At 62.4% G+C, this 21,285-nt stretch carries 15 protein-coding genes; 12 read left to right on the top strand and 3 right to left on the bottom strand.

Annotated features, from left to right (window positions below; genetic code table 11):
• The first annotated feature begins 7 nt into the window (after positions 1-7).
• The 5 genes from ACTHL0_RS05895 to acnA all read left to right on the top strand — a co-directional run bounded on the left by ACTHL0_RS05895 (position 8) and on the right by acnA (position 7,335).
• Complete coding sequence (locus tag ACTHL0_RS05895; RefSeq protein WP_440565765.1) at positions 8-991, top strand: malate dehydrogenase; 984 nt, start codon at positions 8-10, stop codon at positions 989-991.
• Positions 992-1,279: 288 nt separating this feature from the next.
• Complete coding sequence (locus tag ACTHL0_RS05900) at positions 1,280-2,290, top strand: HpcH/HpaI aldolase/citrate lyase family protein (RefSeq protein WP_440565699.1); 1,011 nt, start codon at positions 1,280-1,282, stop codon at positions 2,288-2,290.
• A gap of 229 nt (positions 2,291-2,519) precedes the next feature.
• Positions 2,520-3,002, top strand: coding sequence for a hypothetical protein (locus ACTHL0_RS05905; protein WP_440565701.1), 483 nt, complete (start codon positions 2,520-2,522; stop codon positions 3,000-3,002).
• A gap of 25 nt (positions 3,003-3,027) precedes the next feature.
• On the top strand, positions 3,028-4,479 hold the full coding sequence (locus tag ACTHL0_RS05910; protein WP_440565703.1) for a bifunctional 2-methylcitrate dehydratase/aconitate hydratase: 1,452 nt from the start codon (positions 3,028-3,030) through the stop codon (positions 4,477-4,479).
• Positions 4,480-4,617: 138 nt separating this feature from the next.
• Entirely contained in the window at positions 4,618-7,335 is a 2,718-nt protein-coding gene (acnA, locus tag ACTHL0_RS05915; RefSeq protein WP_440565705.1) for an aconitate hydratase AcnA, read from the top strand.
• A gap of 177 nt (positions 7,336-7,512) precedes the next feature.
• Here the strand turns inward: acnA and exaC are convergent, their stop codons facing one another.
• From exaC to ACTHL0_RS05930, 3 genes are all read right to left on the bottom strand, one after another.
• Entirely contained in the window at positions 7,513-9,039 is a 1,527-nt protein-coding gene (gene exaC, locus ACTHL0_RS05920; RefSeq protein ID WP_440565707.1) for an acetaldehyde dehydrogenase ExaC, read from the bottom strand.
• Between the two features lie 258 nt (positions 9,040-9,297).
• Positions 9,298-10,563: a c-type cytochrome gene (locus tag ACTHL0_RS05925; RefSeq protein ID WP_440565709.1), complete on the bottom strand. Its 1,266-nt coding sequence runs from the start codon at positions 10,561-10,563 to the stop codon at positions 9,298-9,300.
• Between the two features lie 159 nt (positions 10,564-10,722).
• Positions 10,723-12,450, bottom strand: coding sequence for a methanol/ethanol family PQQ-dependent dehydrogenase (locus ACTHL0_RS05930; RefSeq protein ID WP_440565711.1), 1,728 nt, complete (start codon positions 12,448-12,450; stop codon positions 10,723-10,725).
• A gap of 577 nt (positions 12,451-13,027) precedes the next feature.
• Between ACTHL0_RS05930 and ACTHL0_RS05935 the strand changes: the two genes are divergently transcribed.
• From ACTHL0_RS05935 to pqqE, 7 genes are all read left to right on the top strand, one after another.
• A complete protein-coding gene (locus ACTHL0_RS05935) occupies positions 13,028-15,391 on the top strand; it encodes a TonB-dependent receptor (protein WP_440565713.1) in 2,364 nt (787 codons plus the stop codon).
• Positions 15,392-15,628: 237 nt separating this feature from the next.
• On the top strand, positions 15,629-17,692 hold the full coding sequence (locus ACTHL0_RS05940; protein ID WP_440565716.1) for a sigma-54-dependent Fis family transcriptional regulator: 2,064 nt from the start codon (positions 15,629-15,631) through the stop codon (positions 17,690-17,692).
• A gap of 318 nt (positions 17,693-18,010) precedes the next feature.
• Complete coding sequence (gene pqqA, locus ACTHL0_RS05945) at positions 18,011-18,085, top strand: pyrroloquinoline quinone precursor peptide PqqA (RefSeq protein ID WP_006410019.1); 75 nt, start codon at positions 18,011-18,013, stop codon at positions 18,083-18,085.
• A 68-nt stretch (positions 18,086-18,153) separates the two neighbouring features.
• The gene (gene pqqB, locus ACTHL0_RS05950) at positions 18,154-19,083 is read left to right on the top strand and encodes a pyrroloquinoline quinone biosynthesis protein PqqB (protein WP_440565718.1); all 930 of its coding nucleotides are present in this window, start codon (positions 18,154-18,156) and stop codon (positions 19,081-19,083) included.
• Between the two features lie 5 nt (positions 19,084-19,088).
• Positions 19,089-19,817 (top strand): pyrroloquinoline-quinone synthase PqqC, encoded by a 729-nt coding sequence (gene pqqC / locus ACTHL0_RS05955; RefSeq protein ID WP_440565766.1) that lies wholly within the window; start codon positions 19,089-19,091, stop codon positions 19,815-19,817.
• A complete protein-coding gene (gene pqqD / locus ACTHL0_RS05960) occupies positions 19,814-20,095 on the top strand; it encodes a pyrroloquinoline quinone biosynthesis peptide chaperone PqqD (protein WP_440565720.1) in 282 nt (93 codons plus the stop codon). The genes pqqC and pqqD overlap by 4 nt, the downstream gene beginning before the upstream one ends.
• 1 nt (position 20,096) lies before the next feature.
• Positions 20,097-21,236: a pyrroloquinoline quinone biosynthesis protein PqqE gene (gene pqqE / locus ACTHL0_RS05965; RefSeq protein WP_440565767.1), complete on the top strand. Its 1,140-nt coding sequence runs from the start codon at positions 20,097-20,099 to the stop codon at positions 21,234-21,236.
• Positions 21,237-21,285 lie beyond the last annotated feature (49 nt).

The raw sequence follows: 21,285 nt of genomic DNA on the forward strand, positions 1-21,285 counted from the left end.
GTTCTCAATGGCTAAGTCCGCAAAGCGCGTTGCCGTTACCGGCGCCGCAGGTCAAATCGGTTACTCGCTGCTGTTTCGTATCGCCAACGGCGATCTGCTCGGCAAGGACCAGCCCGTCATCCTGCAACTGCTCGACCTCCCGCAAGCACAAGCCGCCGTCAAGGGCGTCGTCATGGAGCTCGAAGATTGCGCGTTCCCGCTGCTCGCGGGCGTGGTCGTGACGGACGATCCCAAGGTCGCGTTCAAGGACGCCGACATCGCGCTGCTCGTGGGTGCGCGTCCGCGCTCGAAGGGCATGGAGCGTAAGGATCTGCTCTCCGCCAACGCCGAAATCTTCACGGTGCAAGGCCGCGCGCTGAACGAAGTCGCCAGCCGCGACGTGAAGGTGCTCGTCGTCGGCAACCCGGCGAACACGAATGCTTACATCGCGATGAAGTCGGCACCGGATCTGCCGAAGAAGAACTTCACGGCGATGTTGCGCCTCGACCACAACCGCGCACTCTCGCAAATCGCCGCGAAGTCCGGCAAGCCGGTTTCGTCGCTCGAAAAGCTCACCGTCTGGGGCAACCACTCGCCGACGATGTACGCCGACTACCGCTTCGCGACGGCCGACGGCCAGTCGGTCAAGACGCTGATCAACGACGAGGAATGGAACCGCAACGTGTTCCAGCCGACCGTCGGCAAGCGCGGCGCGGCGATCATCGAAGCGCGCGGCCTGTCGTCGGCGGCTTCGGCAGCCAACGCGGCGATCGACCACGTGCGTGACTGGGTGCTTGGCACGAACGGCAAGTGGGTCACGATGGGCGTTCCGTCGGATGGCTCGTATGGCATTCCCGAAGACATCGTCTACGGCGTGCCGGTGACTTGCGAAAACGGCGAGTACAAGCGCGTGGAAGGTCTGGAAATCGACGCCTTCTCGCGTGAAAAGATGGACTTCACGCTGAACGAACTCCTCGAAGAACGCGACGGCGTCCAACACCTGCTCGGCTGATCTTCGGCAGCCGGCGCCGCCTGCGCGAGCGGGCAGCGCCGGCGAATGATTCGAGAGTCCGGCGCCGCGCACGCCGCGTCACGACGACGCAGGCGTCCGGCGCCGGCTCACCTTATGAGATTCGCACGTGCTTTGCTCACGCAAACGCGCAGTATCGGGTCGTCATGGCGCGGTGAAGCGGCGCCGCCATCGGCGCCTCGCACCGGGGAGCACCCCGCCACGCGTCCCGCAGCGCTCGAGCGAATCCCGTCTCTTGTTTTAAAGCGATTGAAGCTTCTCGAGCCGAAGATGCGCGCCCTCACTCCAGCAGAAGTATTGTTTGACGGCGAAATGCCGCCCGCGCTGCTACCCGTGTGCGATCACTACGCGGGCAGCGAAAAGCTGATGCTCAAATCGCTCGCGCTTCAGGCTGAACTCGGGCCCGTCTTCGACGTGACGCTCGATTGCGAAGACGGCGCTGCTGTCGGCCACGAGGCGGAACATGCCGAACTCGTCGCATCGCTGCTCGGCAGCGAACACGATCGGTTTGCACGCGTCGGCGTACGCATTCACGACTACGCCCATCCCCATTGGCGCGACGACGTCCGGCTCATTCTGCGCTCGGCGCGGCGTGCCCCCGCCTACATCACGCTGCCGAAAGTGCGCAGCGTCGCGGATGCGGCCGAAATGTGCGCGTTCATCGAAGCGACACGCCGTGAGTTCGGTATCGAAAAACCCGTACCCACTCAACTTCTGATCGAAACCCACGGCGCACTCGCCGACGTCTTCCGCCTCGCGTCGCTGCCGACTGTCGAAGCGCTGTCGTTCGGGCTCATGGATTTCGTCTCAGCGCACGACGGCGCGATCCCCGATGCGGCGATGCGTTCGCCGGGCCAATTCGATCATCCGCTCGTTCGGCGCGCGAAGCTGGAGATCGCCGCCGCCTGTCACGCCCACGGACGTGTGCCCTCGCACAACGTCAGTACGGAAATTCGCGACATGTCGATCGTTGCCGCCGACGCCGCCCGCGCCCGTGACGAGTTCGGCTACACGCGCATGTGGAGCATCCATCCGGCGCAAGTGCCTGTCATCGTCGCCGCGTTCGCGCCGCGCGACGAGGCCATCGCCACCGCGGCGGACATTTTGCTGGCGGCTCAAGCCTCGCAATGGGGGCCGACGCGCCACGGCGATACGCTGCACGATCGCGCAAGCTACCGCTACTACTGGTCAGTGCTGCGCCGGGCGCGCGCGACCGGGCGCGCGCTGCCGCCCGAAACCGCGCCGCTGTTCGCCAGCCCCGCTTGCTCGAAGGCGCTGTGATGACGTCGTCTCCCTCTACAAAACGGTCGGGCGCGGTGGCCCCAAAGGCGTCCGGGCGCATGGGTACGGCAGCAGCAAACGGCTTCAAGTCGTAAAATCTGAAGTTTGTACGGCCAAATAGGAGAAAATAGCGACCGCCGCGCGTCGCCATTGCGCGCAAAGCCGGCCGGTCCGCCTGCCGCGCGGTTCGTGTTCATTTGTCTCACCGTTATCCAAAGGTCTTGATTCCATGAAGAAATTGCTGATCGCCGCCGTCGTCGCCTCGCTTTCCGCCACGACGCTTCTCGCTGCGAACGATGCATTCGCGCAAGGCAGCACGGCTGCCAAGAAGCCCGCGCCGAAGCACCGCCTGATCAAGCGCAAATCGACCAAGAGCGTCGCCAAGAACGATCCGGTACCCGAGGGTGCGGTGAAGTGGTCCTGCCAGGACGGCCAGTCGTTCGACCTGAAGGGCGACATGAAGCGCGACCAGATCGTGACGGTCCACTGGGCCAACAAGAACTACAATCTGCCGCGCGAGTCCACGAGCACGGGCGCCGACCGCTTCCATGACGCCGCCACCGGCCTCGACCTCGTCGTCATCCCGACGAAGGCGATGCTGTTCTCCGACCATGATGGCGCGCGCCTTGCGGACGAATGCAAGACGGCCGAAATGATGCAAGGCTCGCCGGCCCCGACGCAATCGAACGAGTTGCAAAAGTCCGGCAGCTAAGTCCTGCGCGAGGGAGCCTCGTCCCATGTCCGCACCGATCCCCCATGTCCGGCCCGCGCCGGATCAGGTGTTTGTCGATATCGTCGACTACGTCCGGGATGCCCGGATCGACGGCGCTCCGGCGCTCGACACGGCCCGCAACTGTTTGATCGACACGCTGGGCTGCGGACTCGAGGCGCTCTCCTACCCTGCCTGCACGAAGCTGCTGGGCCCGATCGTGCCCGGTACTGTCGTCCCTCACGGGGCGAAGGTGCCCGGCACGCAATTTCAGCTCGATCCCGTGCAGGCCGCCTTCAACATCGGCGCGATGATTCGTTGGCTCGATTTCAACGATACGTGGCTCGCCGCCGAATGGGGGCATCCGTCCGATAACCTCGGCGGCATTCTGGCCACGGCCGATTGGTTGTCGCGCAACGCGGTGGCCGCCGGCAAAAAGCCGCTGGTGATGAAGGACGTGCTCGTCGCGATGGTCAAGGCGCACGAGATCCAGGGCGTCATCGCACTCGAGAATTCGTTCAATCAGGTCGGGCTCGATCACGTTCTGCTCGTCAAGGTCGCCTCGACGGCCGTCGTAGGGCAGATGCTCGGCCTTTCCCGCGACGAACTCGTCAATGCCGTTTCCCTCGCATTCGTCGACGGCCATGCCCTGCGCACGTACCGGCACGCGCCGAATACGGGCTCGCGCAAATCGTGGGCGGCGGGCGATGCCACCTCGCGGGCGGTGCGCCTCGCGCTGATCGCCAAGACCGGCGAGATGGGCTACCCATCGGCGCTGACCGCCCGGACGTGGGGCTTTTACGATGTGCTGTTCAAAGGCAACGCGTTCGGGTTTCAGCGTCCATACGGCTCGTACGTGATGGAAAACGTGCTCTTCAAGATCTCGTTTCCGGCCGAGTTTCATGCTCAGACGGCGGCCGAAGCGGCCATGGCACTGCATGGTCGATTGCAGGCAAGCGGCAAGCGAATCGAAGATATCGCGAAGATCACGATCCGCACCCACGAAGCGGCGATCCGCATCATCGACAAAACCGGCCCGCTTTCCAACCCGGCCGATCGCGACCATTGCATCCAGTTCATGGTGGCGGTACCGCTGATTTTCGGGCGTTTGACGGCAGCCGACTACGAGGATGCCGTCGCGGCCGATCCGCGTATCGACGCGCTGCGCGCGAAGATCGTTTGCATCGAGGATCCGCAGTTCACGGCCGATTACCACGATCCCGGCAAACGCTCGATCGCCAATGCATTGACGGTCGAGTTCAGTGACGGGACGAAGCTCGACGAAGTCGTGGTTGAATACCCGATCGGCCACAAACGGCGCCGTGCCGAGGGCATTCCGCTGCTGGTGGAGAAGTTCAAGACGAATCTCGCGCGCCGCTTCCCGGAGAAGCAGCGGCAGGCGATTCTCGATGTCTCGCTCGATCAAGCGAAGCTCGAGACGATGCCCGTCAACGAGTACGTCGATTTGTACGTGATATAGCAGGAATAGCAGGACCGAAGGATAGAAGGATAGCAAGCGGGAGTGCCGAATTCAGGCATCTCCGAACGCTGGTTTAAGGTTCAAGGTTCAAGAAAAACGTAGCAACGTCATTTCCTCGCTCTAAACCTAGGAAAAACCATGGCCCACAATCTGCACAACACGCTCAAGGAATTCGACAGCGGCACCGGCAACGGCAAGTTCTACTCGCTGCCGGAGCTCGGCAAGGCGCTGAACATCAAGATCGAGCGGCTGCCCGTGTCGATCCGCGTCGTGCTCGAATCGGTGCTGCGCAACTTCGACGGCAAGAAAATCTCGGAAGAGCACATCCAGCAGCTCGCCAACTGGAAGCCGGCCGCCGCTCGCGTCGACGAAATTCCGTTCGTGGTCGCGCGGGTCGTGCTCCAGGACTTCACAGGCGTGCCGCTGCTGGCCGACATCGCCGCCATGCGCGGTGTGGCACAGCGCACGGGCAAGGACCCGAAGGCGATCGAACCGCTGGTGCCGGTGGATCTCGTGGTCGATCACTCGGTGCAAATCGACTACTTCCGCCAGCACGACGCGCTCGATCTGAACATGAAGCTCGAGTTCCAACGCAACAACGAGCGCTATCAGTTCATGAAGTGGGGCATGCAGGCATTCGACACGTTCAAGGTCGTGCCGCCCGGCGTGGGCATCGTGCACCAGGTGAACCTCGAATATCTCGCACGCGGCGTGCACAAGAAGACCGAGAACGGCGACACCATCTACTATCCCGACACGCTCGTGGGCACGGATAGCCACACGACGATGATCAACGGTATCGGCGTGGTGGGCTGGGGCGTGGGCGGCATCGAAGCCGAAGCGGGCATGCTCGGCCAGCCGGTGTACTTCCTGACGCCCGACGTCGTCGGCGTCGAGCTCAAGGGCAAGCTGCGCGAAGGCGTGACGGCGACGGACCTCGTGCTGACGATCACCGAAATGCTGCGCAAGGAGAAGGTGGTCGGCAAGTTCGTCGAATTCTTCGGCGAAGGCACGGCCTCGCTCACGCTGCCCGACCGCGCGACGATCGGCAACATGGCGCCCGAATACGGCGCGACGATGGGCTTTTTCCCCGTCGACGAAAAGACGATCGACTACTTCAAGGGCACGGGCCGTACCGAAGCCGAAATCGCCGCCTTCGAAAACTACTTCAAGGCGCAGCAGCTGTTCGGCATTCCGAAGGCCGGCCAGATCGACTATACGAAAACGCTCACGCTCGACCTCGGCACGGTGGCCCCGTCGCTGGCGGGCCCGAAGCGTCCGCAAGACCGGATCGAAATCACGCACGTGAAGTCGACGTTCGCGGAGCTGTTCAGCAAGCCCGTGGGCGAAAACGGCTTTGCCAAGAAGCCGGCCGATCTCGAGGCCGAGTACAACACGACGAACGGCGTGAAGCTCAAGAACGGTGACATCCTGATCGCCGCCATCACGTCGTGCACGAACACGTCGAACCCGAGCGTGCTGCTGGCCGCGGGCCTGCTCGCGAAGAAGGCCGTCGAAGCCGGTTTGACGGTGGCGCCGCACATCAAGACGTCGCTCGCGCCGGGATCGCGTATCGTCACCGAATATCTGACGAAAACAGGCCTGCTGCCCTACCTGTCGCAACTGGGCTTCGAACTGGCCGCCTACGGCTGCACGACCTGTATCGGCAACGCAGGCGATCTCACGCCCGAGCTGAATGAAGCGATCACGAAGAACGACGTCGTCGCCGCGGCCGTGCTCTCGGGCAACCGCAACTTCGAAGCGCGGATTCACCCGAACATTCGCGCGAACTTCCTGGCTTCGCCCCCGCTCGTCGTCGCCTATGCGATCGCCGGTACGATCACGCGCGATCTGATGACCGAGCCGGTCGGCAAGGGCAAGGATGGCCGCGATATCTATCTCGGTGACATCTGGCCGTCGAGCGAGGAAGTCAATGCACTCCTGAAGTTCGCGCTGGACGCCGACGCGTTCCGGACGAACTACGCTCAGCTCACGAAGCCGGGCGACCTCTGGAGCAAGATCGAAGGTGAGGAAGGCCAAGTGTACGACTGGCCGAAATCGACCTACATCGCCGAGCCGCCGTTCTTCGGCGAGCAATTTTCGATGACGCCGTCGGGCGAAGTCGCGGCGATCAAGGGTGCGCGCGCGCTGGGCGTGTTCGGCGATTCGGTGACGACCGACCACATCAGCCCGGCCGGTTCGATCAAGGAAGATTCGCCGGCCGGCAAGTGGCTGAAGGCGAATGGCGTGCAAAAAGCCGACTTCAACAGCTATGGCTCGCGCCGCGGCAACCATGACGTCATGATGCGTGGCACGTTCGCCAATGTGCGTATCAAGAACCTCATGATTCCGCCCAAGGAAGACGGCACGCGTGTGGAAGGCGGCTTGACGATTCATCAGCCGAGCGGCGAGCAACTGTCGATCTATGACGCCGCGATGAAGTACATCGCCGACGACACGCCGACGATGATCTTCGCCGGTGAAGAATACGGCACGGGTTCGTCGCGCGACTGGGCGGCCAAGGGCACGCAGCTTCTGGGCGTCAAGGCGGTCGTGGCGCGCAGTTTCGAGCGGATCCATCGCTCGAATCTCGTCGGCATGGGTGTGCTGCCGCTGCAGTTCAAGGGTTCGGACAGCGTCCAATCGCTCGGGATCACCGGCGAGGAAACGTACGACATCGAAGGGCTCGGTGACGACTTCAAGCCGCAGCAGGAGGTCACGCTCGTGATCCACGGCAAGGATGGCAAGACGCAGCGCGTGCCGGTTCTGCTTCGCATCGATACGCCGATCGAAGTCGACTACTACAAGCACGGCGGGATTCTGCCGTTCGTGCTGCGCTCGCTGTTGGCGGCGTAAGCCTGCAGGACACACTGCAGTTTTGCAGGTGCCGCGCTTCGTTGCGAAGCGCGGTGCATTCGGAGCCCGGCCCCGTGCCGGGCTTTTTTTTGCCGAATTACCCTCAATTACCCGCAATTACCCTTCAGAAGGGTAATGTATCCTTCCAAGGGATAATCGAACGTCATCGGCAGCGCATCAGAAGAACCCAAGCGCCTCGGCTTGATAGCTCACGAGCAAGCACTTCGTCTGCTGGTAGTTCTCGAGCGCCTTCTTATGCGTTTCGCGGCCGATGCCGGACTGCTTGTAGCCGCCGAACGCAGCATGTGCCGGATACAAGTGATAGCAGTTCGTCCAGACGCGGCCCGCCTCGATCTCACGGCCCATGCGATAGGCGCGCGTGCCATTACGCGTCCAAACGCCGGCGCCCAGGCCATAAAACGTGTCGTTGGCCAGTTCGATCGCCTCCGCCTCGTCCTTGAAGGTCATCACCGAAGCGACCGGCCCGAAGATCTCTTCCTGGAAGACGCGCATCTTGTTGTTGCCCAGCAGCATCGTCGGTTGAACGTAGAAACCATCCCCGAGTTCGGCGAGCGGCGCCGTGCGCGCACCGCCCGTCAGACACGTCGCCCCCTCTTCGCGGCCAATATCGATGTACGACAGAATCTTGTCGAGTTGCTGCTGCGAAGCCTGCGCGCCGATCATCGTATTCGGATCGAGCGGATGCCCGGCCTTGATCTTGCCGACACGCGCGATCGCTTTCTCGATGAACCGGTCATAAATCGATTCCTGGATCAGAACGCGTGACGGGCACGTGCACACTTCGCCCTGGTTCAGCGCGAACATCGCCAACCCTTCGAGCGCCTTGTCGAGATACGCATCGTCCTGATCGAGCACATCGGCGAAGAAGATGTTCGGGCTCTTGCCGCCGAGTTCGACGGTACTTGGAATGAGGTTGTCCGCCGCGGCGTGCAAGATACGCTTGCCCACCGGTGTGGAGCCCGTGAACGCGATCTTCGCGATCCGCTTGTTCGTGGCCAGCGCTTCGCCGGCTTCCTTACCGAAACCGCTGACGATGTTGACGACGCCCGGCGGGAACAGATCGCCGATGATCTCCATCAGGACCAAGACGGAAGCCGGTGTCTGCTCGGCCGGTTTCATGACGACGCAGCAGCCGGCCGCGAGCGCCGGCGCCAGCTTCCACGCCGCCATCAGCAGTGGAAAATTCCACGGGATGATCTGGCCGACGACACCCATCGGCTCATGGAAATGGTAAGCCACCGTGTTGTCGTCGATCTCGGAGATCGCCCCTTCCTGCGCACGGATGCAACCGGCGAAATAACGGAAGTGGTCGACGGCGAGCGGAAGGTCTGCAGCCATCGTCTCGCGCAGCGGCTTGCCGTTGTCGATCGTCTCGGCCACGGCGAGCAGCTTCAGGTTCTTTTCCATGCGCTCCGCCACGGCCAGGAGCAGATTGCCGCGCTCCGTCGTCGAGGTCTTGCCCCACTTGCGGCGGGCCGCATGGGCGGCGTCGACGGCCAGCTCGATGTCCTCGGCGCTCGAGCGCGGAACGCGACAGAACGGCTTGCCGTTGATCGGCGAAACGTTCTCGAAATAATTCCCGCCGACCGGGGCAACCCACTTGCCCCCGATATAGTTGTCGTATTGCTTCCGGTACGGGAATTCGATGTCCAGGCCAAGTTGTTTCAGGTCAAACAGGTCCATCGCATGTCTCCTTTGGATTTCGATCGCGTTCTCTGCAATTCTCTGAACTTCACGTGACAGCGCCAAACGGCTGTGGGGGAATCAGGCAACTACCATGCCAAATTGAAAGCATTGAAATCCGGCAAACGAAGCGTCTTATCCGAAGCCGGAGTGTTTCATTTCGGCACAACGCTGATCGGCGATGCGTCGAGTGTTTCAATCTGGAACAGGTTCATGATGGTGATCGTGAACGAGCGTGATACAGCGCGGATGATCCGTTCACTTCGCCGCATGGCTCGCGACGAGGGGGCCGGCATTGAGCAATATAGTCGACGCGCGGGCGGTGTCGGCGGTCATTTTGGTGGTACCCGGGCCGTACCCGTTCGCATTCAGCAGATACGCCATGATGTCGGCGTACTCGTCATCTTTCATCTTGCCGGGGCGATCGGCGGGCATGTTCGTCGACATGTAGGTGTATATGCCGCCGATGGTGAGATGCGAACCGCTCGCTGGCGCAAAGGCCGGTCCGCTCAAAGCGGGTGCGGTGACGCCCTGCATGTTAGCGCCGTGGCACTTGGCGCAGCTGCTGCCGTAAAGGCGTTTGCCGTGCGCGACTTGTGCACTGTCGAACGTTGGCGCAGCGGAAGCGGGTGCCCCGGCGTCGGATATCTTGACGATGCGTCCAGCGTTGTTGGCGGAATAAGTCGCATCGCGCAGCCTGTCTCGGCCCGATGTGCGGACAGGTCCGTCCAGATAGGCAAACCGACCCGACGTATTGCGCGCCGCTCGAATCTGCGCGGGCAGCGCCCACGCGCGCGTCAGCGCATCGAGTCGTCCATCGGAGGCCATCGTTCCCAGCGCACGATCGACTTTATGCTGCAACGCGCCGGCATCCTCGCTAAAGGCAAAGACGAGCTGCCAATCGGAATACGGCGACCGCGTCTTACCGATGTCGAAGTGCTGGCCCGCATGCGCTTGCTGATAGGCAACGACTGCCGGATACCAAACGATCGCACGCATCGCGCGGCCGGTCGCCACGGCATCGACAGTAAGGTCGGGCGTGTTCTCGAGATCGAAGCGCACATGCTGCTCTTGAACGGCGATCAATTGCGAGGGACTGCCATAGGTCGCCGCAACAACCATCGGCATAGCGCCGTCTTGCGCCTTCGAACCCACTTCGATGCGGACATAGTCCGCGCGCAGATAGCCGCGGGAAAACAACATCGCGCCGCTGGCGGCATCGGCAACGGACGAGCGCGGAAAGCCCGCGATAACATCGCATCCGTGGCCGAGCGTCCGGCGCAATTCCTTCAGCGAAACGCCGTCGTCATCGCCGCCGCCGGGCAGGCCGCCATCGACGAACGTCGCGTCGAAACCGGCTGTCTTCAGCACTTCCTTTGCAACAATCTTGTCGAGCGCCGCCGAGGGGCTGCCGGGAAACGTACAGATGTGGATCGGTGCGGCGGCGACGGAAGACGACGAAGCGACGGCGAGACCCGCGGCGATTGCCGCGCCGGCCGCAAACTGACGAAGAGGCGTTTTCATGATCGTGCTTTCGGTGAAGGCCGAGCCGTGCCACCGCCGCACCCTGCAGGCGGCCGTGGCACGCGCTCGGAAACAGAACTGGGAAATGAGGAGTCCTCACTAACTCACTAACTCGCTAACTCGGTAACACACCGAGGCGGCGGGGTGCCGCCCCGTGCATCAGCCGTGATGCAAAGCGAACACGTAGAGCGTGCCGCCGCGGGGGACCTTATCGGCGATCTTCGCCATCGGGCCGCCCCAGATAGGATTCGCACCGCCATAGCCGGCGAGCACGGCCACGTACTCCTGCCCGTTCACTTCAAACACCGAAGGCTGCGCCACGATGCCGCTCGCCAGCTTCGGGCTCTGCCAGAGTACCTTGCCGGTCTCTTCGTCGAATGCATAGAGGTGGCCGTCGAGCGAACCGCTAAACGCCAGGCCGCCCGCCGTGCTCGCGACGCCGCCGTTCCACGGCATCTTGCTCCAATGGCTCCACACCTTCTTCCCCGTGTTCACGTCGATCGCCTGCAATTCGCCGTAGCCTTTGCTGCCGGGTTCGGGCTGAATCTCGAAGCCTTCCCCGAGATACGGCAGCCCCTCCATATAACTGACCGATTTGCCCGACAGGCTCATGCACGCATGCAGCGTCGGCACGAACGCCAAATGCTTGGCCGGATCGTATGAGACGGACCACCAGTTCTTCCCGCCCAGGAAGCTCGGGCACGTATTGATCGTCGTACCGACGTTGGGGTATTTCGATTGATCTTCGATCGGATCGCCTTCCGCCGTATAACCGGTGACCGACGTGGCCTTCACGAACGGCTTCGCATAAATGAGCTTGCCCGTCGCGCGATCGAGCGCATGGAAGAAACCGTTGCGGTCGGCATGGATAATCGCGTCGTAGCCCTTGCCGCCGTATTCAACCTTCGCCAGGATCGGCGTGTTCACGCCGTCGTAATCCCACGTGTCGTTGCGCGTGTACTGGTAGTGCCACTTGATATCGCCTGTCTTCGGATCGAGCGCAAGCAGCGAGTCCGAATAGAGGTTATCGCCCGGGCGCAGCTTCGCGAGCCACGGGCCCGGGTTACCCACGCCCCAGAACAGCGTCTTTGTCGACGGATCGAAAGTACCCGTGAGCCATGATGCGCCGCCGCCATGCTCCTGCATGCCGTCGGGCCAGGTCTCCCCACCCTTCTCTTTGGCGGCCGGAATCGTCGTGCGCTTCCACAGCACATTGCCGTTGCCGGGATCCAGCGCGGTAATGAAACCGCGCGCGCCGTATTCGCCGCCCGAATTGCCGACGACGATCGCGCCGTCCAGCGCGAGCGGGGCGAGCGAGAACGCGTAGCCCGTGCCGGGATCGAACATCGGTTTCTTCCACGCGACGTTCCCCGACTGAGCATCCAGGGCGACGATTTCGCCATCGAGCATCGCGATGTACACGTTCTTGCCATAAAGCGCGACGCCCCGGTTCACCACGTCACAGCAGGCATTCTTGAACGCTTCGGGTCCGAGCTTCGGCTCGTACTTCCACAGCGGCTTGCCTGTCGCCGCATCGAAGGCGTAGACGTTGTCCTTCGGCGTGCTCACGAACAGATAGTTGCCGTTGACGATCGGCGTCGCCTCGAAGCCTTGCTGCAGGTCGGCCGGGAACTTGTAGCTCCAGGCAAGCGAGAGGCGTTTCACGTTCGACGTATCGATCTGCTTCGCCGGGGAATGCGACTGCCCGTCGTAGGTACGATAGTAGGTGAGCCAGCCCGGATCGCTCCGCGCGTTCGCGAGCCGGTCGAAGGTAACCGCCGGATAGTCGCCGGCGGCGCTCGAGAATTGCGGGGCGAGACCGATCGCTGCGAGCGCGCATGCCGTGAGCGCTTTCCGCCAATCAGCTTGAGCAGAACTGCTATTCATGTGTGTCTCCTATATCGACCAGTGCGGTTGTCATCGCGCCTGACGCCGGTCCCCTGCCAAGTCATCGAATGGAGTCGGCGCGTCGAACACGCTACGGTCTATGCAAAGCTCGGGTTCGTCGATTGATTGCGACACGGCCCGGCCGAATGCGAAGGGTCGTCAATTGAGCCATGGCCGCGGGCGACGCTGAATGCAAAGGGTGTGCCATTGAAAGCCTCATACCCCGCGAACCGCGAACGGCCGTCGTTCGCTTGCCCCCGCGACAATCGGCCTCGATCCACGCTTCGAGACAGGTCGCCCAAAGCTGAAACACCGTTGACAGTTCAGGTGTCGCGAAACGAAACACTGGTTCGCCGGGAGCGCATTTTCAATGAATGCGAGCCCTCTTCAACCGTGCTGTTGTGAATTGCGCGAGTTGCAAGCACCATAGCGGGCAAGCATTGGCATGGATCTCGCACGAACTGGGCAAAAGAAAACGACGACATCACGCAACGGAGGAGATCATGAGCCGGTTCAGGATGGTGTTTCGCCCCATATGGGCGGGGCGCGCGATGAGTGCTTGTCCGGCGGTAATCGAATGAAGAGGAGTATCGATTATGTCCACCCCGGCCAACGACGTCGCCCGCATCCTTCGAAGCCCCATGCGTGCCTTGCGCGCTGCGTCGCCGCGAGCGCGCTTGCGGGGCTTGCGCCTTTCGCCTCCGCGCAGACCGATTCCGCGCGGGCGCTGCCTGTGGCTACCGCGTCGAACCCCGCTGCTTCGGGCGGCGCAACCTATAGCGCGACGCTCCAGCCGATCCTCGTAGTCGGGACGATGCCGCTCACCGGCATCGGCTTGCCGCTTTCGCAAGTGGCCGCCAACGTCCAGGTCGTCCATGCGCGGCAACTCGATGCGCAGCATCGCGAAACGCTGGCCGACTACTTCGCGAAAAACCTGCCGAGCATCGATATCAACGACGCTCAAGGCAACCCGTACCAAACGAACGTTAACTATCGAGGCTTCACCGCTTCGCCGTTGATCGGTACCCCTCAAGGTCTGTCTGTCTTCATGGACGGCGTTCGGATCAACGAACCGTTCGGCGACGTCGTGAACTGGGACTGGATCCCGCAACAAGCCATCGACACAATCGAACTCTTCCCCGGCTCGAATCCGCTGTTCGGCTTGAACACGCTGGGCGGCGCGATTGCGATTTCGACGAAGAACGGCAAGGACGAACCCGGCGGCGGCATCGAGGCGACGGGTGGCGCCTGGGGCCGCAAGTCAGTCAAAATCGAGCAAGGCGGCACGATCGGCCAGAACCTCGATTACTACATGGCCGGCAACGTGGCGAACGACAACGGCTGGGCCGATCACAACGCGAGCCGCGTGCGCCAAGCATTCGGCAAGCTGCGCTATCGCGACGCCGATACAACGGTCGCGCTTTCGGCGGGCGGCGCCGATAACGACTTGCAGGGCATGCAGACGATCCCGCGCTCGTTCCTCGACGACTTCCGGCAGGCGTACACCTTCCCGGACCGAACCTTGAACAGCGTCGGTTACACGACGCTTTCCGCGCAACATAATGTCAACGATCACGTCGAGTTGAGCGGCAACGTCTATTTCCGCCGCCTCTTCAGCAGGAACATCAGCAGCAATAACAACAATGACTATGGGTCAGTGCCGCCCGACGGCTCGATCGATACGCGCCAAGGCAGCAATGTGAAATCGACGGTGGCCACGGACAGCTACGGCGCGAGCCTGCAACTGACGCTGCTGGGCCAGCTCGGCGGCATGGAGAACCAATGGGTTGCCGGTGTGGCGGCCGATTTCGCGAATTCGCACTACACGGAATTTTCGCAAGACGCCTATTTCACGGCCTCGCGCGCGGCCATCGGCATCGGCAGCTACACGCAGCAGGTGAACGCCAAGATGCGCGATGCCAACCTCGCGGCCTATGTGCAAGACACGCTATCGCTGACGAAGCAATGGACGTTGACGGTGTCGGGGCGCTACAACTGGGCGAAGGCCCAGATAGGCGACGAAAGCGGCACGCAACCGCAGCTCGACGGCAGCCATGTATTCTCGCGTCTGAATCCGGCGCTCGGCTTGACATGGCATCCCACCTCGGGCTTCACGGCCTATGCCACCTACAACGAAGGCATGCGCACGCCGACGGCGATCGAGCTCGAGTGCGCCGACCCTGCCGCCCCGTGTTCGTTGCCGAACGACTTCGTCGCCGACCCGGCGTTGTCCCCCGTCGTCTCGAAGACGATCGAATTGGGTGCCCGGGGCCGGATCGGCCGCGCAACGACGTGGAGCACCGCGGTGTATCGCACCACGCTTTACAACGATATTGCCTTCATCAGCTCGCCCACCGCGGCGCAGGGGTTCTTCCAGAACGTCGGCAATACGCGCCGCCAGGGTGTCGAACTCTCGGGCCATACGCGGTTCGGCAAGCTCGATATCACGGCGAACTACAGCTACATCGACGCGACCTACCGCTCGAGCTGGACCGAAAGCAGCCCCGGCAACGCCAGCGCCGATACCAACGGCAACGTCCAGGTCCGGCCCGGCAATCGAATCCCGGGCATTCCGATGCATACCGTCAAGTTGCGGCTCGACTACGCCGCGACGCCTAAGTTGAGCCTCGGAACGAACGTGACATACCGCAGCGGTATCTATGCGCAAGGGGACGAAAACAACCAGGATGCCAACGGCAGGATAGCCGGTTACTTCCTGGTCGACTTCGATACGGCCTATCAGGCCACCAAGCGGCTGCGCGTATTCGCCACCGTGACGAACGTATTCAACCGCCGTTATGCGAGCTTCGGCACGCTCGGGCGGAACTTCTTCAGCGGTCCCGAGCATACCTTTGCAGGCGCCTCCCCCGTCAGCGAGCCATTCGTCGGACCTGGCGCACCAAGAGGCGTGTGGGCGGGGATCCGATATGACTGGGATTAGCGCGTGGGAGGGGTTGGGGAATCAGCGCATGCGATACGTATGGGCGATACGTATGGGTGGTATCCCTGATGTTCGGTCTCTCTCGCACGCGTCATCGTATTAGGTCGATGCCTTCGCGACGAGACCCTACACTCTAAGGGAGGGGATCGCCCCGCGGTTGCCAGCTGGCGCAATTTTTGCTCTCCCCGGAGTCAAAAGCGTGCGGGCGGCGTGCCGACGCACGACCAGGAGGAGACAATGCGCAACGTCGTTCATCGCCCCGTGCAGCCCATGGCGGGTGGCGAATCGGGTTGGCCTACGCCGTGCATTCAAAAAGCACATGAGCGTTCGGAGCATTTCGGCCTCGCCACGAGCACACGGCCCGACTACGACATCCTGCCCGCCTCCGAGCTCGCGCTGAAAGTCGAGCAGAACCGCATTCTCTGCGCGCACGCCATGCCCGTCATGGAGACGCTGCGCGATCAGATCGTCAACACAGAAAGCATGGTCGTGCTGACCGATGCGCAAGGGCTCATTCTTCATTCGATTGGCGACGACGACTTCCTCGCCCGCGCCGAGAAAGTCGCGCTGCGCCCAGGCGCGCAATGGTCGGAGGACCGGCAGGGCACCAACGCCATCGGTACGGCGCTGGCCGAACGCAGCCCTACCGTCGTCCACGGCGATCAGCATTTTCTTGCGGCCAACCATTTCCTGACTTGCTCGAGCGTGCCGATCCTCGATCCCTATGGCGACCTCATCGGGGTGCTCGACGTGACGGGCGACTACCGCAGCTACCATCAGCACACGATGGCGCTCGCGAAGATGTCCGTGCAGATGATCGAAAATCATCTGTTTTCCGCCACCTTCCGCGATACGCTGCAGATCGCCTTCCATAGCCGCCCCGAGTTTCTCGGCACGCTGATGGAGGGCATCGCCGCGTTCACCGGAGACGGACGCTTCCTGTCGGCGAACCGCAGTGCCCAATTCCAACTCGGCATGCCGCTCGCCGCGCTGCGTGCGCATACGCTTTCGTCGCTGTTCGGCATGACAAGCGCCGAACTCGTCGACCGCCTGCGCACGAGCCGCGACTCGATTCACTCCCTGAATCTGCACAACGGCGCCGTCGTCTGCGCAAGCATCACGTTCCGGCGCGCGCTGTTCGCGTCCGGCGGCTGGCAAACCGAAGCACGCGCGGAAATGAGTCCTCACCCGCAGGCTCAACCGTGTGCAGGACAAACCGCGCGCAACAATCCGCGCCTGCTGCGCCTCGATCAGCTCGATACCGGCGATCCGCACATCTCGGCCGTCATCGCGAAAGTGCGCAAGGTGATCGGCAAGGACATCCCGCTCTTGATCACCGGTGAGACGGGGACAGGCAAGGAACTGCTCGCCCAGGCCATCCACAATGAATCGCCGCGGCGCTCGGGGCCATTCATCGCCGTCAACTGCGCCTCGATTCCCGAGACGCTGATCGAATCGGAACTGTTCGGTTACGAAGAAGGCGCGTTTACCGGCGCGCGGCGCAAAGGCGCCGTCGGCAAGATCGTCCAGGCTCATGGCGGCACGCTCTTCCTCGATGAAATCGGCGACATGCCCTACCCGCTTCAAGTGCGGCTGCTGCGCGTGCTGCAAGAGCGTGTCGTCAACCCGCTTGGATCGGCGAAGACGATTCCCGTCGACATTGCGATCGTTTGCGCGACCCACCGCGATCTTCGCGAGATGATCGCGCAGAACCGTTTCCGCGAAGATCTCTACTACCGCTTGAACGGACTCGTCGTCAAGCTGCCGCCGCTGCGCGACCGTCAGGATCTCGCGGTCGTCATCGCCAAGATGCTCGAGCGCGAAGCGCTCAGGGGGGGCGACGGCCAATGCCTGACCGTCGCGCCCGAAGTCATGACGCTGTTCGATCAGTGCACGTGGCCCGGCAATTTCAGGCAGTTGGGGAACCTGCTGCGTACCGCGGCCGCGATGGTCGACGAAGACGGCGAAATTCGATCCGAGCATTTGCCGGACGACTTTTTCGGCGATCTGCGAAAGGACGACATGCAACGGCAACCGGCGGCGGCTGACGCCACTGGCATCGGTGCTGAAGTACCGTCCGCTTCGGCTTTTATGTCGATGCCGGTGTCGGCTTCGACTGCCCCTCCGCTTCCGCAACAAGGCACACGGCTCCAGGATGTCGCGGCACAAGCGATCGCGGCAGCGCTCGCGCAACACGGGGGCAATGTCTCCGCCGCGGCGCGCTCGCTCGGGGTGTCACGGGCCACGCTCTATCGCAGGATGCCGAATCTGGCACCTGCGAAACGCGACGAACAGAACTGAGGTTCTTTCTCTTCTCAACTACGTTGCGCATGTCGGTGTCTCACTTCGCACTGTTGCAGGTTGAGACAGTCTGTCGCCAATCGAGACACCGGCTGCCCAATGATCGACGGGGCACTCCGCGCTGCCGGCGGCACCGCTCGGCGAACCACGTTTCATCGAGCCTCGATTGCTCCATTGCTCCATTGCTCCATTGCTCCGTTGCGTTGAACCGAAGCGCGCATCGCCAGCGGCATGGGCCTTGCTATTAAAAAAGCGACCGCACGCTAACCCAGCACGGTACGCCGCTTCATCCATGTTCAACTCATCAAGGAGACTGCCATGCAATGGACCACGCCCGCCTATACCGATCTGCGCTTCGGCTTCGAAATCACGATGTATATTGCCAACCGGTAACGCGTCGGTGAGCACGCCGCGCCCGAGGGTGACGCTCCTTGCGCGCGGATGCCTTTGAGGGCATCGCCATGTTGATCAAGGTTCTGGGTTCCGGCGCAGGCGGCGGACTGCCGCAATGGAACTGCAATTGCGCGAACTGCTCCCGAGCACGCGCCGGAACGGACGGACTCAAGCCTCGCACGCAATCGTCGATCGCCGTCAGCCAGAACGGCGAAGACTGGGTGCTCGTCAATGCCTCTCCAGACTTGCTTGCTCAGCTACGCGCGCACCCCGACTTGCAGCCGGGCCGCTCGCTGCGCGATAGCGGCATTACGGCTGTCATCCTCTGCGATGCGCAGATCGATCATGTCACCGGGCTTCTGATGTTGCGCGAGCGCACGAGCCCGTTGCCGCTGTATGCCACACGCCCGGTGCTCGACGACTTGTCGAGCGCGTTCCCGCTGATTCCGTTGCTCGGCCATTACTGTGGCGTCGAACCACATCCGATCACGCCCGGCGAATCCTTCGGCATCGAACCGCTGACTGGCATGCGCTTCACGCCGATCGCCATCGAGAGCGCCGCGCCGCCTTACTCGCCGCATCGCAACGCACCTGTCGCCGGCGACAACATCGCCTTGCTGATCGAAAGCGTCGCGACGGGAGCACGCGCCTTCTATGCGCCGGGGCTCATGCACGCGTCGGATACGATCGTGACTGCAATGGGGGCCGCACAGGTCGTACTCGTCGACGGAACATTCTGGACCGACACTGAGATGATCGATCTCGGCCTTTCTCGCAAACGCGGCACCGAGATGGGCCATCTCGCCCAATGTCCGGCAAACGACAGGCCCGGCACGATCGCCCTGCTCGATGGATTGCCCAGCACGACGCGCAAAGTCCTGATTCATATCAACAACACGAACCCGATTCTGGATCCCGCCTCCGACGCCCATGCCATCGTGCGCGAACACGGCATCGAGATCGCAGAAGACGGGATGGAACTACAGGTGCAGCCGTGAACGTCATTGCCACTCCCGCCTCACCGACGGCCAGTTCGCATTCGAACGAATCGCCCTGGACGCGCGATCAGTTCGAAGCGCAGTTGCGTGCGCTCGGCAAGTACTATCACATCCACCATCCGTTCAACGTTCGTTTGAACGGCGGGCGCTGCACACCCGATGAAATTCGCGGATGGGTAGCAAACCGCTTTTACTACCAAATCAACATTCCGCTAAAGGACGCGGCGATTCTCTCCAATTGCGACGATCGAGCGACACGGCGGCTTTGGGTGCAGCGCATTCTCGACCATGATGGATACGGAGAGGACGCGGGCGGCATCGAATCGTGGGCATGCCTGGCCGATGCCGTGGGGCTATCGCGCGACTCCCTTTGGTCACTCGAGCATGTGGTACCGGGGGTACGATTCGCTGTCGATGCCTACGTCAATTTCGCGCGGCGGGTGCCGTGGCAAGAAGCGGTCTGCTCGTCGCTGACGGAGATGTTCGCGCCGCAGATTCACAAAGACAGGCTCTCGGGGTGGCCCGAGCGCTATCCTTGGATCGACCAAAAGGGACTGCACTACTTCCGAAGCCGCATCCGGCTCGCCTCGCGCGACGTCGAGCACGGATTGGCCGTCACGCTCGACTATTTCCGCACGAGCGCGGCGCAGCAGCGCGCGCTCGACATTCTCCGGTTCAAGCTCGATATCTTGTGGTCGATGCTCGACGCCGTCGAAAAGGCGTACGCACAATGAACTACGAAACCACCGGTGGTGGCGCACCGTTGCGTCCGCGCCTACGGCCTATTTACAGACTGCAGTGGGAATCGCAGCAGGACGCCTATGTGCTGCTTTACCCCGAGGGGATGGTGAAACTCAATCCCAGCGCGGGGCAAATACTCGTGCGCTGCGATGGAACGCGCGAACTCGACGAGATCATCACCGAGCTCGAGGACCTGTTCAATGCGCAGGACCTCGCGGCCGATGTCTACCGGTTTCTCGATCATGCGCGGCAGCGCGGGTGGGTGGATTGACATGGATGCGACCGCCTCCGTTTCCGTGGCTGCGCCGCTTTGGCTATTAGCCGAGTTGACTTATCGGTGCCCGCTTCACTGCGCGTTTTGTTATAACCCGACCGACTTCGCCAGCCACGGGCCCGAGCTCGATACCGAGGCCTGGCTGCGTGTGATTTCAGAGGCCCATTCCCTGGGTGCCGTGCAGATCGGTTTTTCCGGCGGCGAGCCGCTCGTACGTGACGATCTCGAAACGCTGGTCGCGCATGCGCGCGGGCTCGGGTTCTATACGAATCTGATTACATCGGGCGTTGGGCTCACCGAAGCACGCATCGCCGCGTTAAAGGAGGCCGGGCTCGATCATATTCAGCTTTCGTTTCAGGACTCCACGCGCGAGCTGAACGATTTTCTATCGAGTACGCGCACGTTCGAACTCAAGCGCAAGATCGCTCAGTTGATCAAAGCCTATGGCTATCCGATGGTACTGAACTGCGTGCTCCATCGATATAACCTGCCGCATGTCGGGCAAATCATCGAGATGGCGCTCGATATCGGTGCCGAATATATCGAGCTTGCCAACACGCAGTACTACGGCTGGGCAATGCTCAATCGCGAGCAGTTGATGCCGACGCAAGAGGCGCTGCGCCAAGCCGAGGATACCGTCAACCGATATCGGGCCAAAGTGGGCGATCGCTGCAGGATCTTGTTCGTCGTGCCGGATTACTTCGAGAAGCGCCCCAAGGCCTGCATGAACGGATGGGGCTCGGTGTTTCTCGGCGTGGCGCCCGATGGCGCGGCGCTCCCGTGTCACGCCGCGCGGTCGTTGCCGGGGCTCCATCTGCCGAACGTGCGCGAGACATCGCTCTCGTCGATTTGGTACGAAAGCACAGCGTTCAATGCGTTTCGCGGCGAGCATTGGATGCGCGAGCCGTGTCGAAGCTGCGACGAGCGCGCGACGGATCACGGCGGGTGCAGGTGTCAGGCGTACTTGCTCACGGGCGATGCGAGCGCCGCCGATCCCGTGTGCGAGAAGTCGCCGCGGCATGGTGACGTCGAACGCGTTGTCGCGTTTGCGCGGCAGGCCGCGCCCGGTGGCGGCAACGAACGGCCGCTTGTTTTTCGCAGCATGACGCCGTTAGCGCCGGCGCCCAATCGAAAGTAAGCCTGCCTCTTCCCCTGGCGCTTTTAATGCGCCTTCTTGACTTAAGGGC

Origin of the sequence: Trinickia sp. (assembly GCF_051961175.1) — a bacterium.
Lineage (GTDB): Bacteria > Pseudomonadota > Gammaproteobacteria > Burkholderiales > Burkholderiaceae > Trinickia.

Excerpts from the sequence above, each read along its gene's own strand:
- ACTHL0_RS05895 (WP_440565765.1), top strand. The coding sequence starts at position 8 with ATGGCTAAGTCCGCAAAGCGCGTTGCCGTTACCGGCGCCGCAGGTCAA.
- ACTHL0_RS05900 (WP_440565699.1), top strand. The coding sequence starts at position 1,280 with ATGCGCGCCCTCACTCCAGCAGAAGTATTGTTTGACGGCGAAATGCCG.
- ACTHL0_RS05905 (WP_440565701.1), top strand. The coding sequence starts at position 2,520 with ATGAAGAAATTGCTGATCGCCGCCGTCGTCGCCTCGCTTTCCGCCACG.
- ACTHL0_RS05910 (WP_440565703.1), top strand. The coding sequence starts at position 3,028 with ATGTCCGCACCGATCCCCCATGTCCGGCCCGCGCCGGATCAGGTGTTT.
- acnA (WP_440565705.1), top strand. The coding sequence starts at position 4,618 with ATGGCCCACAATCTGCACAACACGCTCAAGGAATTCGACAGCGGCACC.
- exaC (WP_440565707.1), bottom strand. The coding sequence starts at position 9,039 with ATGGACCTGTTTGACCTGAAACAACTTGGCCTGGACATCGAATTCCCG.
- ACTHL0_RS05925 (WP_440565709.1), bottom strand. The coding sequence starts at position 10,563 with ATGAAAACGCCTCTTCGTCAGTTTGCGGCCGGCGCGGCAATCGCCGCG.
- ACTHL0_RS05930 (WP_440565711.1), bottom strand. The coding sequence starts at position 12,450 with ATGAATAGCAGTTCTGCTCAAGCTGATTGGCGGAAAGCGCTCACGGCA.
- ACTHL0_RS05935 (WP_440565713.1), top strand. The coding sequence starts at position 13,028 with ATGAAGAGGAGTATCGATTATGTCCACCCCGGCCAACGACGTCGCCCG.
- ACTHL0_RS05940 (WP_440565716.1), top strand. The coding sequence starts at position 15,629 with ATGCGCAACGTCGTTCATCGCCCCGTGCAGCCCATGGCGGGTGGCGAA.
- pqqB (WP_440565718.1), top strand. The coding sequence starts at position 18,154 with ATGTTGATCAAGGTTCTGGGTTCCGGCGCAGGCGGCGGACTGCCGCAA.
- pqqD (WP_440565720.1), top strand. The coding sequence starts at position 19,814 with ATGAACTACGAAACCACCGGTGGTGGCGCACCGTTGCGTCCGCGCCTA.
- pqqE (WP_440565767.1), top strand. The coding sequence starts at position 20,097 with ATGGATGCGACCGCCTCCGTTTCCGTGGCTGCGCCGCTTTGGCTATTA.